The sequence below is a fragment of the Streptomyces sp. NPDC088387 genome (genome assembly GCF_044753385.1).
In the GTDB taxonomy this organism is placed as follows: domain Bacteria; phylum Actinomycetota; class Actinomycetes; order Streptomycetales; family Streptomycetaceae; genus Streptomyces.
In genome coordinates, this window is sequence record NZ_JBIVNC010000002.1 from 831803 (window position 1) to 848449 (window position 16647).

At 71.4% G+C, this 16647-nt stretch carries 11 protein-coding genes; 3 read left to right on the forward strand and 8 right to left on the reverse strand.

The window, feature by feature from the left end; all coding sequences use genetic code 11:
• Positions 1 to 17 precede the first annotated feature (17 nt).
• The 5 genes from ACIQAC_RS08150 to ACIQAC_RS08170 form a co-directional block, all read right to left on the reverse strand.
• The gene (locus ACIQAC_RS08150; RefSeq protein ID WP_402188160.1) at positions 18 to 509 is read right to left on the reverse strand and encodes a methylated-DNA--[protein]-cysteine S-methyltransferase; all 492 of its coding nucleotides are present in this window, start codon (positions 507 to 509) and stop codon (positions 18 to 20) included.
• 28 nt (positions 510 to 537) lie between these two features.
• Positions 538 to 2007, reverse strand: a complete 1470-nt coding sequence (locus ACIQAC_RS08155) for an AlkA N-terminal domain-containing protein (RefSeq protein WP_402188226.1) — start codon at positions 2005 to 2007, stop codon at positions 538 to 540.
• Positions 2008 to 2068: 61 nt separating this feature from the next.
• A complete protein-coding gene (locus tag ACIQAC_RS08160; protein ID WP_402188162.1) occupies positions 2069 to 2602 on the reverse strand; it encodes a hypothetical protein in 534 nt (177 codons plus the stop codon).
• Positions 2603 to 2690: 88 nt separating this feature from the next.
• The gene (lpdA, locus tag ACIQAC_RS08165; protein WP_402188163.1) at positions 2691 to 4103 is read right to left on the reverse strand and encodes a dihydrolipoyl dehydrogenase; all 1413 of its coding nucleotides are present in this window, start codon (positions 4101 to 4103) and stop codon (positions 2691 to 2693) included.
• A 104-nt stretch (positions 4104 to 4207) separates the two neighbouring features.
• Positions 4208 to 8146: a glycoside hydrolase family 2 TIM barrel-domain containing protein gene (locus ACIQAC_RS08170; protein ID WP_402188165.1), complete on the reverse strand. Its 3939-nt coding sequence runs from the start codon at positions 8144 to 8146 to the stop codon at positions 4208 to 4210.
• Between the two features lie 225 nt (positions 8147 to 8371).
• On the opposite strand from ACIQAC_RS08170, the gene ACIQAC_RS08175 reads away from it, so the two are divergent.
• A complete protein-coding gene (locus ACIQAC_RS08175) occupies positions 8372 to 9856 on the forward strand; it encodes an MFS transporter (protein WP_402188227.1) in 1485 nt (494 codons plus the stop codon).
• 371 nt (positions 9857 to 10227) lie between these two features.
• Here the strand turns inward: ACIQAC_RS08175 and ACIQAC_RS08180 are convergent, their stop codons facing one another.
• From ACIQAC_RS08180 to ACIQAC_RS08190, 3 genes are all read right to left on the reverse strand, one after another.
• Positions 10228 to 11637: a phytoene desaturase family protein gene (locus ACIQAC_RS08180; protein WP_402188167.1), complete on the reverse strand. Its 1410-nt coding sequence runs from the start codon at positions 11635 to 11637 to the stop codon at positions 10228 to 10230.
• Between the two features lie 233 nt (positions 11638 to 11870).
• On the reverse strand, positions 11871 to 12719 hold the full coding sequence (locus ACIQAC_RS08185; RefSeq protein ID WP_402188169.1) for an inositol monophosphatase family protein: 849 nt from the start codon (positions 12717 to 12719) through the stop codon (positions 11871 to 11873).
• 124 nt (positions 12720 to 12843) lie between these two features.
• A complete protein-coding gene (locus ACIQAC_RS08190) occupies positions 12844 to 14724 on the reverse strand; it encodes a gamma-glutamyltransferase family protein (RefSeq protein ID WP_402188170.1) in 1881 nt (626 codons plus the stop codon).
• A gap of 500 nt (positions 14725 to 15224) precedes the next feature.
• On the opposite strand from ACIQAC_RS08190, the gene ACIQAC_RS08195 reads away from it, so the two are divergent.
• Positions 15225 to 15866 carry an HAD family hydrolase gene (locus ACIQAC_RS08195; RefSeq protein WP_402188172.1) on the forward strand — a complete coding sequence of 214 codons (642 nt, stop codon included), beginning with the start codon at positions 15225 to 15227 and terminating at the stop codon, positions 15864 to 15866.
• A gap of 162 nt (positions 15867 to 16028) precedes the next feature.
• The gene (locus tag ACIQAC_RS08200; protein ID WP_402188174.1) at positions 16029 to 16460 is read left to right on the forward strand and encodes a helix-turn-helix domain-containing protein; all 432 of its coding nucleotides are present in this window, start codon (positions 16029 to 16031) and stop codon (positions 16458 to 16460) included.
• Positions 16461 to 16647: the final 187 nt, after the last annotated feature.

The window sequence follows — 16647 nt, forward strand, 5'->3', positions numbered from 1 at the left end:
ACGACGGGCAGTGGGGCTCAGAAGAGGGCGGCGCCCTGTTCGAAGTCGAGCAGGCGCCGCTTGCGTTCCAGGCCGCCGCCGTAGCCGGTGAGGCCGCCGCCCGCGCCGATGACACGGTGGCAGGGGACGATGATGCCGACGGGGTTCCTGCCGTTGGCGAGGCCGACCGCGCGTGAGGCCTTGGGGTTGCCGAGGCGGTCGGCGAGGTCGCCGTAGGAGCGGGTCTCGCCGTACGGGATGGCCCGGAGCTGTGTCCAGACGCTCTGCTGGAACGCCGAGCCGTTCAGGCGGAGTGGGAGGGTGAACTCCTTGAGTCCGCCCGCGAAGTAGGCCTCAAGCTGCTCCTCCGTCTCCGCGAACGGGGTCTGCGTGACGGCTGCCCGTGCCCCGAAGGTCTCCTCCATCGGGCGGTGGCGCTGTTCGGTCATGTAGAGGCCGCACAGAACGCCTTCGTCGGCCACGAGGGTGAGCGGGCCGTACGGGCTGTCGATGACGGTGTGCTGTCGCATGAGTTGTCCTTGGGATTCCCGAACGCGCTTACGCGGGGAGGAAGTTGATCGGGTGGCTGTCGGTCGCCCAGAGGTACTGGACGGCGTAGGCCCGCCACGGCCGCCAGGCCGCCGCGCGTGCGGTGAGCGCGGCCGGTGTCGTGGGCAGGCCCAACTCCCCCGCCGCGCGCCGGACTCCGAGGTCGGTGGCGAGGAACGCGTCGGGGTCGCCGAGGGCGCGCATGGCGATGACGTCGGCTGTCCAGGGGCCGAAGCCGGGCAGGGCGAGGAGCTGTTCCCTGGTCGTGGCCCAGTCGCTCTCCACTCCCAGGTGCAGGGTGCCGTCGGCCAGTCGGGACACGAGGGTGGCGAGGGTCGCCCGGCGGGTGCGGGGCATCGCGAGGGTCTCCGGGTCGGCCGCGGCCAGTTGTCCGGCGGTCGGGAAGAGGTGGGTGAGGCCGCCCTCGGGGTCCTCGACCGGGTCGCCGTACGCGGTCACCAGGCGGGCCGCGTGGGTGCGGGCGGCGGCCGTGGAGACCTGCTGGCCCAGGACCGCGCGGACCGCGAACTCGGCCTCGTCGACCGTGCGCGGCACCCGCCGGCCCGGTGCCTTGTCGACCAGCGGGGCGAGCAGCGGGTCGGTGCGCAGTTGTTCGTCGACGGCGACCGGGTCCGCGTCCAGGTCGAGCATCCGGCGGCAGCGGCTGATGGCGACGGGCAGGTCCCGCAGATCACGCAGCGTGAGCCGGCACGCGATGTGGTCGGGCCGTGGGGTGAGCGCGACGATGCCGTGGCCGTACGGCAGCCGCAGCGTGCGGCGGTACGCGCCGTCCCGCCACTCCTCGACGCCGGGTACGGCGGTGGCCGCGAGGTGGCCGAAGAGGTTGTCGGGGTTGAGCGGGGCGCGGAAGGGGAGCCGGAGGGTGAGGGCGCCGGTGGTGGCCTGCGGATGCCGTTTGGGGCGGCGGGCGCGCAGTGCGGTGGGGGTGAGGGCGAAGACCTCGCGGACGGTGTCGTTGAAGGTGCGGATGGAGGCGAACCCGGCGGCGAAGGCGATCTCGGCCATCGGCAGGCCGGTCGTCTCGACGAGCAGCCGGGCGGTCTCGGCACGCTGGGCCCGGGCGAGCGCGAGTGGTCCCGCGCCGAGTTCGGCGAGGAGCTGGCGCTCGGTCTGGCGGGTGCTGTAGCCGAGGCGGGCGGCGAGTCCGGGCACTCCCTCGCGGTCCACCACACCGTCGGCGATGAGCCGCATGGCGCGGGCCACCAGATCGGCCCGCTGGTTCCACTCGGGGGAGCCGGGGCTGGTGTCGGGGCGGCACCGCTTGCAGGCCCGGAACCCGGCCTGCTGGCAGGCGGCGGCGGACGGGTGGAACACCATGTTCTGCGGCTTGGGCGGCACGACGGGGCAGCTGGGCCGGCAGTAGATCCCGGTGGTCAGGACCGCCGTGAAGAACCAGCCGTCGAAGCGCGCGTCCTTGGACCGGACGGCGCGGACACAGCGCTCGGTGTCGGTGTGCATCCCGTTCTGCATACGTCCAGCATCGGGCACCCGCCGGGCCCGGGCTGGCGAGAATCCGACATCAACCTCGGCCGGCCGGCGACGGCCCGGGGCCCGACTGGCGGACCAGCTCGTGCCGGGCGGCCAGCGCCCAGATCACGAACACGTCGATCGCCATCATCACGACGGACCAGATCGGCGCGTACGGCAGGAACAGGAACTGCGCGACCAGACTGAGCGCGGCCAGGACGATGCCGGTGATCCGCGCCCAGGAGGCGCCCGAGAGGACACCCCAGCCGGTGACGGCGACGAGCGCGCCGAGGACCACGTGGATCCAGCCCCAGCCGGTGAGGTCGAGTTCGTAGACGTAGGTGCCGACGCGGGCGTACACGTCGTCGTCGGCGATCGCCGCGATGCCCTGGAGTACGGCGAGGACACCGCCGCACAGCATCAGGACACCGGCGAAGGTGACGCCGCCGGTGACCCAGGCGTCGCCGTCCGCGCCCCGGTGGCGTGGTGACGGGGGCGCGGTCCAGGCCGTGCCGATCTCGCTGTCCGGCCTGCCGGCCGGACCCGCGTCCGGCGTGCTGCCCGGCTCTGCTGCGTTCTGGCTCATGGGGCCAGCAGACCGCCGGCCCACGGCGACGGCGAGCGCTGTGGGCCGTACGGGTGACCGCCCCGGTGGTGCCCCGGGGCGGTCCGCGTCACATGTTGATCATGTGTCCGGCCAGTCCGTGCACCGCCTCCTTGACGGCCTCGCCGAGCGTCGGGTGGGCGTGGACGTTGCGGGCGACCTCGTGGACCGTGAGGTCCCACTGCTGGGCCAGGGTCAGCTCGGGCAGCAGTTCGGTGACGTCCGGGCCGATGAGGTGGCCGCCGATGAGCTCGCCGTACTTGGCGTCGCTGATCAGCTTCACGAAGCCGGTGACGTCGCCGAGTCCGTGCGCCTTGCCGTTGGCCGTGAACGGGAACTTGGCGACCTTGACGTCGTAGCCCCGCTCCCTGGCCTGTGCCTCGGTGTAGCCGAAGCTGGCGATCTGCGGCTGGCAGTAGGTGGCGCGCGGGATCATCGCGTAGTCGAGTTCCATCGTCTCGGCGTCCGCGAGGGTCTCGGCGGCGATCACGCCCATGGCCTCGGCGGTGTGCGCGAGCATCAGCTTGGCCGTGACGTCGCCGATGGCGTAGATGTGCGGCACGGAGGTGCGGCAGCGGCCGTCGACGTCGATGGCGCCCCGGTCGGTGACGCGGACTCCGGTCTTCTCCAGGCCGTAGCCCTCGACGTTGGGCGCGAAGCCGATCGCCTGGAGCACCTTGTCGGCCTCCAGGACCTGCTGCGAGCCGTCCTTCGCGGTGACGGTGACACGGACCTGCGGGCCGGACTCGTCGATGGCGTCGACGCGGGTGGAGGTGAGCACGTCGATCCCCAGCCTGCGGTACTGGCGGGCGAGTTCGGCGGAGACCTCGGCGTCCTCCAGCGGGGCGACGCGGTCCAGGAACTCGACGATCGTCACCTTCACGCCGTAGTTGTGCAGGACGTACGCGAACTCCACGCCGATCGCGCCGGCGCCCGCGACGACCACGGACCGCGGCAGGTCGTCGGCGAGGATCTGCTCCTCGTAGGTCACCACGCGCGCGGTGCGGCGGGTGCCGGGCAGCAGCTTGGGGGTGGCGCCGGTGGCGATGACGCAGTGCTCGAAGGCGAGGGTGCGGGTGCCGCCCTCGCGGTCGGTCACCCGGAGGGTGTGGGCGTCGAGGAAGGTGCCCCGGCCGTCGTACTCGGTGATCTTGTTTTTCTTCATCAGGTAGTGGACGCCCTTGACCCGGCCGTCCGCGACCTTGCGGCTGCGCCGGAACGCCTCGCCGTAGTCGAAGCTGACCTCGCCGTCGACCTTGATGCCGAAGGTCTTCTGCTCACGGGTGAAGATGTGGGCCAGTTCGGCGTTGCGCAGCAGGGCCTTGGTGGGGATGCAGCCGACGTTCAGACAGACGCCGCCCCAGTACTTCTCCTCGACGACGGCGACGCGTTTGCCCAACTGGGCGGCGCGGACGGCGGCGACGTATCCGCCGGGGCCCGCCCCGAGTACCACTACGTCGAAGCGCTCGTCCTGCTCGTCCATGACGGGATCCCTTTCGATGAGGCCGGAGCGAATGGCCGGGTGTAGCACCCAACGGATTCTTTCGCCCCGGCCTCCTCGCCGCCATGTCGATCACGTCACTGTGGCTACTCTGTGGCCGTGGGCCGCCGGGACGCCGTCAGGGCGTCGGCCACGTCCCGCAGGGGCCGCAGCCGGTAGGTGTACGCGTAGTCCCGGTCGGCGAACAGCTTGTACTCGTTGTGGGTGTGGGCGCCCCAGCTGGTGTCGCCGCCGAGGCCCATCTGCCGGTGGGCGATCCGCAGCACGACCTCGTCCCTGGGCGTCAGCTGGTAGGTGTGGCGTGCCCCGGCCGACAGGTCCTCGGGGGTGAAGTGCGAGGCGTTGACCTCGATCAGGGGCTCGCCGCTGACGAGGAGCCCGGTGCCGTCGCGGCCGGTCAGGGCGAACCAGCGGACGTCGGTCCGGTTGCCGTTCTCCTGCGGGCGGCTGTAGGTGGTCCACTGCCCGGAGACGGTCCCGGAGTGGCGGCCGACGTCGGTGCCGTCGTGGCGGTCCCAGTAGTTCTCCTCGGGGCCGCGGCCGTAGTAGTGCAGGTTCTCCAGGCGGCCGGGCAGGATCAGCAGGGTGCCGATCTCCGGGATGTACGGCAGCGAGGCGGCGCCCGGGTGCAGGGTGTTGTCGACCTTGATCTCGCCGTTGCCGAAGACCGTGTACGTGGTGGTGTACGACGACCGCGTGGTCGTCGGCAGTGTGCCGCTCACCTTGATCTCGACGGCCCGGTCCCGCAGTACGCGCACACCCACGTCCGTCACCTGGCGGCGGGTGCCGGCGTCGCGCCAGGTCTGGTTGCGGGTGTGCTGGCCGTTGCCGCGGTCGTTGTCCGTGGGTGCCCGCCAGAAGTTCGGGGCGGGGCCGGAGGTGATCAGCCGGCTGCCGGAGGCCTCGTACGACGTGATGGTCCCGGTCTTCCGGTCGACGGTGACGGAGAAGCCGTCGCCGGTGACGGTGACCGAGGCGCCGTCGTCGGTGTGGCGCAGGGCCGGGACGCCGTCCAGCGGCGTGGGCGTCACGGGCGGGCTGCCCGCGTCGACGGTGAGCTGCTGCCCGGCCACCTCGAAGCCCGCCTCGGCCCACTTCGTGGGTTCCCTGGTGGTGAAGGAGAACTGAAGGTGGTACTCGGTGCCCGGTGCCGGGGTGCCGGGCACCTTGAACGGCACGGTGACGTCCTTGGCGGACAGCGGCGGGACATCCAGCTGTGCGCTGCTCAGCCGGCCGTGCTGCACCACCTCACCGTCGGCGAGGAGCCGCCAACTGCCGTTGAACTCACGGACGTTGGTGAAGAGGTTCTCGTTGGTGAGGGTGACGGCCGCGCCGGGGGCCAGGGTGTCGCCGGCGGCGGGGGTGACGTTGATGGTCTGCTGGATCCGCTTGACCTCGGCCGTCTTGCCGGTGAGCCGGCGGTCGGGGGTGACGAGGCCGTCCGAGGTCGAGTTCCCGTCGTTGGGGTTGTCGCCCCAGTCGCCGCCGTAGGGGAAGTACGTTCGCTCGCGGGGCCGCTTCCTCGTGAACTCGACGGTCGCGGCGTCGAACCAGAAGCGCACACCGTCGTCGCCCGGACCGCGGCCGGGGTTGTCCAGTTCGGCCGCGGTCAGGGCGCGGGCGTACACACGGGCCCGCCGGATCGTGCCGCTGAACTCGCGGATCGGGTTGTCGATGTCGGTGGCGAGCGAGAGGGGCGCGGTGCTGCTGCCCGGTCGGCGGGTGGTGGTGCGGGTGGCCCTGGCCACCCCGTCCACGTGGAGGGTGAGTGTGCCGGTGTCCGCGTCGAAGACGCCCGCGATGTGGTGCTCGGTGCCGGTCCAGCCTTGCGGGAGGGCCCAGTTGGCGCCGATCCACTCGCCGTCGCCGTGGATGAAGAACTCCAGGGTGCCGTTGGCCTGCTTGAGGGCGTACTGGGTGTCGCCCTTGGCGAGGATCGGCTGCTGGTAGCCGGTGAAGTGCGGGGTGACCCATGCCTCCAGGGTCAGTGAGCCGGTGAGGTCGAGGCCCGGGTCGCGGGCGAAGACGGTGCCGCCGGAGAGACCCTTCTCGCGGTCGAAGGTGCCGGCGCCGGCGAGGATCTCGCCGGCGATCGCGCCGGGCCCGGATTCGGTGAAGAACGTGCGGGTGGGCGTGGGCCAGGTCAGCGACTGGTCGACGAAGTCCCAGATCCAGCCGCCCTGGAGGACGTCGTGACGGCGGACGGTGTCCCAGTACTGCTTGAAGTTGCCGGTCGAGTTCCCCATCGAGTGGGCGTACTCGATCATGACGTAGGGCCGGGTGTCGGCGGTGTCGTTCGCCCGCTGCTCGACGCGCGCGGGGCTCTCGTACATCCTCGAGCGGATGTCGCTGACCGCCGGCCGGTCGTCGCCCTCGTACTGGACGACGCGGGTGGTGTCGTACGACTTGATCCAGTCGCGCATGGCGACGAACGTGCTGCCGCGGCCCGCCTCGTTGCCGAGCGACCAGATGACGACCGAGGCGTGGTTCTTGTCGCGGTGCACCATGTTCTGGGCGCGGGCGACGCAGGCCACGGTCCAGTCGGCGTGGTCGCCGGGGTACTCGCCGCTGATGCCGTGGGTTTCGAGGTTGGTCTCGTCGACGAGGTACAGGCCGTACTCGTCGGCGAGTTCGTACCACGTGGGGTTGTTGGGGTAGTGCGAGGTGCGGACCGAGTTCATGTTGAGCCGCTTGATGATCGTGATGTCCTCGACCATGTCCGCGCGGGTGAGGGCGGTGCCGCGGTCGGGGTGCATCTCGTGCCGGTTGGTGCCGCGCAGGGAGACGGGCCGGCCGTTGATGCGCATCAGACCGTCCTTGAGCGCGAACTCGCGCAGGCCCACCCGGTGCGAGAGCGTCTCGATCACCTTTCCCGCCGGGTCGCGCAGCCGCAGGACGGCCGTGTAGAGGTACGGGTGCTCCGCCGACCAGAGCTTCGGCGCGGGGACGTCCCTGGCGGCCTGGACGGTGACGTCCTCGCCCGGTTCGCCCACGTCGACCTGCTGCTGGAGCGGACGCGGCCACACCGGGTGCCCCGCCGCGTCGTACAACTGCGTCTCGACGGTGTGGCGTCCGGCGCCCGCACCGCCGTAGTCGCGCACGCTCGCGGTGACCGACAGCCGGGCCGCCTTGTGGTCGTCGCTCAGCGGGGTCTCCAGCCGGAAGTCCCGCAGGTGCACGGCCGGGGTGGAGAACAGGTGGACCGAGCGGAAGATGCCGCTCAGCCGGATCATGTCCTGGTCCTCCATCCAGTCACCGTCGGAGAATCGGTAGACCTCGACGGCGATGTGGTTGGTGCCGGGCCCGAGGTGGTCCGTGATGTCGTACTCGGCGGGGGTGTACGAGTCCTCGTGGTAGCCGACGAGTTCGCCGTTGATCCACACGTAGTGGGCGGACTTGACACCCTCGAAGTGCAGGAAGGTCCGCCGCCCCGCCCAGCCGCGGGGGACCGTGAAGGTACGGCGGTACTGGCCGACCGGGTTGAAACGGGTCGGCGCGGCGGGCGGCCGGGCCTCCTCGCCGTGACCGTTGGGGCCCCACCACGGGTAGGTGATGTTGACGAAGATCGGGCGGTCGTAGCCCTGCATCTGCCAGACGGAGGGGACCGGAATGGTGTCCCAGTCGCGGTCGTCGACGTCGGTGTGATGGAAGTCGGGGTCGCGGTCCTCCGGGCGGTCGGCGTACGCGAACCGCCAGGTGCCGTCGAGACTCAGCCGGTACGGCGAGTCGGTGCGGTCGGCGGCCAGTGCCTGGCGGAGGTCCGCGTACGGCATGAGGGTGGTGTGCGGGGGCTGCGTGCCGAGCCGGAAGACGTCGATCCGGCCGTTCCACTCCGGGGGTTCGGCCGCGGACGTGCCCCGGCCGGGGTGTGCGCCGGCGGCGGACGTGGACAGGGCGAGGGCGCCGAGGACGGCGGCTCCGCCCTCCAGGAGTCTGCGGCGGCTGACGGCGGTACGCGGGCCGGTTGTGGGGCCGGGTTCGCTACCGGGGCCGGCGGGCGGGGTGTGGGGGTGCGGGTGCGGCATGACCGTGTCCTTTCTGGGGACGAACAGTTGCGCTGCACGAACTGAGAGCGGCTCACCCTAGGACTCCGAACACAACCGGTTCAATTACCACGTTCGGATTTGTCTGATCCTGAGGGGTGGAGGGTATGTCGTGGCCGGTGGCCCACCGGTGATCGACTGGTAGGCGTTCGGGGCACGGCGTACGGTCGAGTCGTGGCCGAACCAGGTGGTGGCCGCGGCAGCGGAATGGCGCTGCTGGTCATCGCGTCCTGTCAGCTGATGGTGGTGCTCGACATCACCATCGTGAACATCGCGCTGCCGCACATCCAGAGCTCACTGGACTTCGACACCACCAGCCTGTCGTGGGTGGTCAACGCGTACACACTGACCTTCGGCGGGCTGCTGCTGCTCGGTGGGCGGGCCGGTGACATCCTCGGCCGGCGGCGGGTGTTCGTCTTCGGTGTGCTGCTCTTCGTGCTGGCGTCGCTGCTCGGCGGACTGGCCCACAACTCCTGGCAGTTGCTCGCCGCGCGGGCCTTGCAGGGTGTGGGCGGGGCCATCGCGTCCCCGACCTCGCTCGCCCTGATCAGCACCACCTTCCGTGAAGGGCCCGAGCGGAACCGGGCGTTCGGGGTGTTCGCCGCGGTCTCCGCGGGTGGCGGGGCGATCGGGCTGCTGGCGGGCGGGATGCTCGTCGAGTGGCTCAACTGGCGCTGGGTGCTGTTCGTCAACGTGCCGATCGGGCTGCTGATCGTGCTGGCGACACCACGCTGGATCAAGGAGTCCGAGCGGCGTCCCGGGCACTTCGACATCGCGGGCGCGGCGACCTCGACGGTCGGCATGGTGCTGCTGGTGTACGGGTTCATCCGGGCCGCCCAGGACGGCTGGCGGGACGCGCTGACGCTGGCGTCGTTCGCGGCGGCGGTGGTGGTGCTGGTGCTGTTCGTGCTGGTCGAGCGGAGATCTCCGCAGCCGATCACTCCGCTGCGGATGTTCGCGGACCGTAACCGGGCGGGCACGTACGGCATGATGCTGAGCCTTGCCGCGGCGATCTTCGGGATGTTCTTCTTCCTGACGCTGTTCGTGCAGAACGTGCTGGACTTCAGTCCGCTCATGGCCGGGCTGGCGTTTCTGCCGGTGAGCGCGGTCATCGCGGTGGGGGCGGGGCTGGCGTCGCAACTGCTGCCGCGGTTCGGGCCGAAGCCGTTCATGGTGACCGGGGCGGTGCTCGCTGCCGCGGGGCTGGCGTGGTTGACGCTGACGGATGTGCACTCCACGTATGCCGGGTCGGTGCTCGGGCCGATCCTTGTCTTCAGCCTCGGTATGGGCATGGAGTTCGTGGCGCTGACGCTGATGGCGTTGTCGAACGTGGAGACGGAGGACACGGGCGCGGCGTCGGGGCTGCTCAACGCGACGCAGCAGGTGGGGGGTTCGCTGGGGTTGTCGATTCTGGTGACGATGTACGGGACGGCGAGCCGGAACGAGGCGGAGAAGCGGGTGCCGGAGTTTCTGTCGCGCGCTACGCCGGCTGAGCGGGTCCGCTTCGAGCGCACCGGGGTGCTTCCCGATCCCTGGGGGGATCAGGTGCTGACGTCCGGGGTGTCGGCGGCGTTCGTCGCCGCGGCGATCTTCGCCGGGGTGGCGGCGGTGATCGCGGTCCTGGTCATCCAGGTACGGCCCTCGGACCTGGAGCGGCTGAAAGGGGACGGGGTGGGGGTGCCGCCGGGGTAGTGACGGGGGTGACGGGGGTGGTCCGGCGCGGGCACGTCGTGGCTGGTCACGCAGTTCCCCGCGCCCCTAGCGGCGTTCGCGTCGGCCGGGGTCGTATGGGGCAGCGGCGGCCCGGGGGCGGGGGCGGGTGCGGGTGCGTCGTGGCTTGTCGCGCAGTTCCCCGCGCCCCTGAGGGGGTTTTGCGTGGGGCGGGGTTATGTGGGGGCCGGGTTCCTGGCTGGGTTGGGTGGGCCGGGTCGGGGTCAGGTTGTTCTGCGGGGGCTTGGGGTACGTGGGCAGTCGAAGGTGCGTCGGATGTGCCCACTCAGGGGCGCGGGGAACTGCGCGACCAGCCACAACGCTCCCGCGCCTGGCGATCCCGCGATCCCGCGTCAGGGCTGCCTCAGTTTTCGCCAGACGGCCTTCGCCGCGTTGTGGCCCGACATGCCGTGTACCCCGGGGCCCGGCGAGGTCGCCGACGAGCAGATGAAGACGGCCGGGTGCGGGGTGCGGTAGGGGAAGAGGGTCATCTTGGGGCGGAGCATGATCTGGAGGCCGCTCACCGCGCCGGAGGCGATGTCGCCGCCGACGTAGTTGGCGTTGCGGGCGGCCAGCTCGGGCGGCCCGGCCGTGGCACGGGCCAGGACCCGGTCCCGGAAACCCGGCGCGAACCGCTCCAGCTGGCGCTCCATCGCGTCGGTGAGGTCGCCGGTGAAACCGTTCGGCACATGGCCGTAGGCCCAGAAGACCTGCTTGCCCTCGGGAGCGCGCCCGGGGTCGACGACACTCGGCTGCACCGTGATCAGGAACGGATGCTCGGGCGCCCGCCCGTGCCGCGAGGCCGCCCGCAGCGCCGCGTCGATCTCCGCGCTGCTGCCCCCGATCTGCACGGTCCCCGCGACACGGGCCTCCGGCGCCGTCCACGGCACCGGTCCGTCCAGCGCGTAGTCAATCTTGAAGACGCCCGGTCCGTACCGGTACCCGTCGTAGTACGAGCCGAAGCCCGCGATCCGGGCCAGCGCGGTGGGCGAGGTGTCGAAGACATAGGCACGGGCGGGCGGCAGATCGTCGAGCCGCTTGACCTCGAAGTCCGTGTGGACCGTGCCGCCGAGGTCCTTGAGGTACGCGGTGAGCGCGTCCGAGATGGACTGGGAGCCGCCCCGGGCCACCGGCCAGCCGCGGGCGTGCGCCGCGAGGGCGAAGACGAGGCCGACGGCACTGGTGGCCGGCCCGTTGAGCGGCGCGATGACATGGGCGACCAGGCCCGCGAACAGGGTCCTGGCCCGCTCGTCGTGGAACCGGCGGGTGAGCCACGTGGACGGCGGCAGGCCGACGAGGCCGAAGCGGGCGAGGGTGACCGGGTCGCGCGGCAGCGAGCTGAGCGGCAGGGACATGAAGTCCTGGGCCAGGGTGTCCCACTTGGGCAGGAAGGGCTCGACCAGCCTGCGGTACACCCCCGCGTCGCGCGGGCCGAAGGAGGCGGCGGTCTCCGCGACCGACCGGGCCAGCACGGCCGCGGTACCGTCCGGCAGCGGATGTGCCATGGGCAGCTCGGGCTGGAGCCAGGTCAGTCCGTACCGCTCCAGGGGCATCGCACGGAACGCCGGGGAGTTGATACCGAGGGGATGTGCGGCCGAGCACGGGTCGTGGTGGAAGCCGGGGAGGGTGAGCTCCTCCGTGCGGGCGCCGCCGCCCACCGTGTCCCGGGCCTCGAAGACGGCCACCGAGAAGCCGCGCCGGGCCAGCTCCACGGCGGCCGTCAGTCCGTTCGGCCCCGCACCCACCACGACCGCATCGAGCATCGACGGCACCTTCGGACTCCTTCGTCAGCCGATGGCCACTCGGGGTCAGGATATGCCGCGACCCCGGCGTCCCCCGGACGGGGCTCCCGGAGGGCACCCGTGAGGCACCCGCCTCACCGCGTGTCCACCAAGATCAGTACGCCTGACTCAAGATCATTACGTCTGGCCCACGATCAGTACGCCACGCCCGCGATCAGTACGCCACGCCCGCGATCAGTACGCCACGCCCGCGATCAGTACGCCTGCCCCGCGAGCAGTGCCGCCACCCGCCGCGCCGTCGCCGCGTCTCGGGCCGCCGTGAACGGCAGCGCGTTCCCCCCGGTGATACGGAAGGGGCCGCCCGTGCGCGTCAGGTGCGTGCCGCCCGCCTCCTCGACGAGCAGCAGGCCCGCCGCGTGGTCCCAGGCCGCTTCCCAGGAGAAGGCGACGGCGTCCAACTCGCCCCTGGCGACGGCCAGATACTCCAGGCCCGCCGAACCGCAGGCGCGCGGCGCGACCCCGTCCGTCCACAGTCCCAGCAGCGCGCGCTTCTGTTCGTCGGTCGTGTAGTCCGGGTGGGACGTGGCCACCCGCAGCTCGCGGTCGGCCGGCGGCGGCCCCGCGAACAGGCGCTCGCCGTCGAGGAACGCACCCTTGCCCCGTACGGCCGTGGCGAGTTGGTCGCGGGCCGGGGCGTAGGTCCAGGAGGCGAGCAGCTCGCCGTGGCGCGCGAGCGCGACCAGCGTGCAGAAGCCCTCCTCGCCGCGCACGAACTGCCGTGTCCCGTCCACCGGGTCGACGATCCACACCGGGGCGTCGCCGCGTATCGCCTCGTACGTCGCGGGGTTGGCGTGGACCGCCTCCTCGCCCACGACGACCGAGCCGGGCAGCAGGGCGCCGAGGGCCTCCGTGAGGAACAGCTCGGCGTTGCGGTCGGCGTCCGTCACCAGGTCGTGCGGGCCGCTCTTCTGGTCGATCTCGTGCTCGGCGAGGCGGCGGAAGCGGGGCAGGATCTCGGCCTCGGCCGCCTTGCGGACCGCGTTCTCGACGTCCGCGGCGTGCCGTGCGAGAAACTCGTCGATGGTTTCCGTGTCTTCGATCATGTCTCCATGAGAACACGCGGCACTGACATTCCCCGCCGGGCCCGTGTACTCACGGTGGAATCGGCATGAATACCGGGAATCGGACCTTTCCGTTGCCCGTGGCGCGGGCGGGCCCCGCCGGTCCTCAGCGTCCGACCGCGTACCCCTGCATTCCGCGCGGGTTCGCCGCCGCCGACAGCACCCCGGTCTCCGGGTCGCGGGCGACCACGCACAGGCGCCCCTCCGACCAGGCGTCGCCGACGGTCACGTCGTGACCCCGGTCCCGCAGGTCCGCGACGACGTCGGCGGGCATCCGGGACTCGACGGTCACGCTGCCGGGAAGCATGCCGCGCGGGTGGAAGGAACCGGGGAAGCTGTCGTTGTGCCAGTTCGGGGCGTCGATCGCGCCCTGGAGGTCGAGGCCGCCGCGGACCGGGTGCCGCAGGGCGACGGCCAGGAAGAAGTGCAGGGACCACTGGTCCTGCTGGTCGCCGCCGGGGGTGCCGAAGGCCATGACCGGGACTCCGTCGCGCAGGGCGAGGGACGGGGTGAGGGTGGTGCGGGGGCGGCGGCCGGGGGTGAGGGTGCCCGGCAGTCCCTCCTCCAGCCAGGTCATCTGGAGCCGGGTGCCGAGCGGGAAGCCCAGTTCGGGGACGACGGGGTTGGACTGGAGCCAGCCGCCGCTGGGCGTGGCGGCGACCATGTTGCCCCAGCGGTCGACGACGTCGAGATGGCAGGTGTCGCCCCGGGTCGAGCCGTCCGCGCGGACGGCCGGTTCCCCGGCCAGGGGCGACGCCGGCCGCTCCGTGACGGCCGGCTCCCCGGGCACCGGCGAAGCAGGCAGCTTCGCCACCGTCGGCTCCCCCGCCCCCATCGCGCTGGACCCCGGCCCCGCGGTCGCCGCCCCGCGCGCGTGCGCGCCCAGCCGGGGCGTGCGGCCGCCGGGGCTGCCGGGCCGCAGCGCGAAGGAGGCCCGCTCCCCCACCAGCCGCCGGCGCCCGGCGTTGTAGTCGTCCGCAAGCAGTGCGGCGACCGGCACCTCGGCCGCGTCCCCGTACCAGGCCTCCCGGTCGGCCATGGCGAGTTTGCAGCCCTCGATCAGCAGGTGGACGTAGTCCGCCGAGCCGTACGCGGGGAGTTCGGGCGGGAGCAGGGCGAGTTGCTGGAGGAGGACCGGGCCCTGGCTCCACGGGCCCGCCTTGGCCAGGGTCCAGCCGTTCCAGTCGTACGTGACGGGCGCCTCGTAGCCCGCGCTCCAGCCGGCGAGGTCGGCGGCGGTGAGGGTGCCGGTGTGCCGGGCGCCGCTGGTGTCCATGGTGGGCCGCCCGGACTGCCGGACGAGCGCCTCGGCGACGAATCCGGAGCGCCACACCTCCCGTGCGGCCTCGATCCGCGCCTCCCGGTCCCCGGCGCCCTCGGTCTCGGCGAGCAGGCGCCGCCAGGTCGCGGCGAGCGCGGGGTTGCGGAACAGCCGTCCGGGGCGCGGCGCCTCGCCGTCCGGGAGGTAGACCTCGGCGGACGAGGTCCACTCCGTCTCGAAGAGTTCCCGCACGGACTCGACGGTCGCGCCGACGTTGTCGACGGGGGCGTGGCCGTGCTCGGCGTATCCGACGGCGTACTTGAGCACGTCGGCGAGGGACTTGGTGCCGTGGTCGCGCAGGAGCAGCATCCAGGCGTCGAAGGCGCCGGGCACGGCGGCGGCGAGCGGTCCGGTGCCGGGGACGAGGTCGAGGCCGAGGCCGAGGCCGAGGCCCCGGTAGTGGGCGGGACTCGCGCCGGCGGGTGCGACGCCCTGGCCGCACAGCACCCGTACCTCGCCGCCGGCGGGGGCGAGCAGGATCGGCACCTCACCGGCGGGCCCGTTGAGGTGCGGCTCGACGACGTGCAGGACGAACGCACCGGCCACCGCCGCGTCGTAGGCGTTGCCCCCGTCCTCCAGTACGGCCATCGCCGACTGCGAGGCCAGCCAGTGGGTGGAGGACACCATGCCGAAGGTGCCCTGGAGCGTGGGGCGGGTGGTGAACAACGGCTTCTCACCTCGCTGTTTGCGTGACACGGCCTGGTTGACAGGCCCTCAGGACGGAGCCTGGGGAGGAGCTGGGGATTTCACGCCAGAAGCCCCCTCGCCCCGCTCCCCCAACAGGCTATCGATCACCCTGCGCACCTTCTTCGCCAGGTACAGCTGGCCGACCTGAGCACGCTCGCGATTCAACTGGGTCCGACCGGCGGCATCGACAGCACGATGGGTGTACTCAACCGCGCCTGTCACGCCGCCCATTGGAAAGTGGCACTCGGCCAACTCGATCAAGTCCACGGCGTGGCTGAGTCCGGCCTCGGAGCCGCGGCCACCCAGCGGCCTGGATACTCGTCACCCCAGTCCCAGCATGCAACTGGAGATCTTCACGTGCCATGCCCATGAGACGGTCACCGGTCTCGCTGGCCAATTCCGCATCGTCGACCGGGCGCCCGGCCACTGCCGGGACTCGGACCGCCACGGCAGGTGGTGCGCCGCCGTAAGCTCCCAGGGTGATTCAGACCATCGTGTTGGACATCGGCGAGACGATCACCCGCGACGACCGTTACTGGGCCACCTGGGCCGACTGGCTAGAGGTGCCCCGTCATACCCTCTCCGCGCTTGTAGGGGCCGTCGTTGCACAGGGTCACGACAACGCGGAAGCTCTCCGGCTCATCCGTCCGGGCATCGACGTTGCCGCCGAGTACGACGCCCGTGAGGCCGCCGGCCGAGGCGAGCGACTCGAAGAGAACGACCTGTACGACGATGTCCGCCCCACCCTGTTGGCGCTCCACGACGCCGGCGTGCGCGTCGTCGTCGCGGGCAATCAGACATCCCGTGCCGGCGAACTGCTACGCAGTCTGGGCCTTCCTGTCGACCTGGTCGCCACATCTGGGGAGTGGGGAGTGGCAAAGCCTCAGCCGGCCTTCTTCGAGCGGGTGAAAGAAGTGGCGCAGGCCTCGCCGATGCACATCCTGTACGTTGGCGATCACCCCGCCAACGATATCTTCCCAGCGAAGACGGCTGGGCTTAAGGTCTGTCACATTCGCCGCGGCCCCCTGGGATTCCTGTGGGCCGACGATCCGAACGTGATCGCCACTGCGGACTGGCGAATCGACAGCCTGAATCAGCTCATTGAGATCGTGCAGACCTGACCACAAGGATGCCCACCAGGAGCTGGCGAGACCGTTCGTGTACTCGCAGCGTCACCACCCGAGTACCGTTCGGAGTAAACGCGCCGAACTGGAGCCATCGTGCCCGCACTTATCTACCCCGGGATCGGACCGCGGGTCGCCTACGAGCGCCGCTTAGCCCGCATGACGCAGCAGCACCTCGCTGACGCATCCGGCGCATCCCTAGGCGCTGTCCGCAAGATTGAGCGCGGTGAGCGCAGCCCTAGCGAAGCCATGGTGGATGCTTTCGCCGAAGCCATGGGTATCGATTCCTCCCGGCTCCGTCATACTCCCAATCCGGCCCGTACACCGGTGCATGACGCGTTGCCACTACTGTCCGCGGGGATTGCCGCCTATGACGTTCCCGACGATGGCCCGATTCGGCCCCTACGCGACCTACGGACAGCGGTCAACGAGGCATCGCGTTGGCGATTGGCTGCTCAATACACCCGGATCGCTCGCAAGCTGCCCGAATTGCTCGCTGAACTCGCGCGGGCGTACCACGCCGCTTACGGCAGCGACCGTGCCGAGCTGTTGCGTACAAGTACGGTGCGTACGATCTCTCCGCCCGCTTGATTGACCTCACGCGCTGGGCCGCCCCAGAATCCGGTGATCCACTCCTCACTGCTTCCGTCGCCTACGTGCGCACCGAGACCTTCTTCGCGGCCCAAGCCGCCCTCGCCTACGCGGACGCACACCTCGGTCACCTGATCGACCAGCTCACCGCAGAACGACCCTGGCTCGTCATCATGTGCGCCGACCA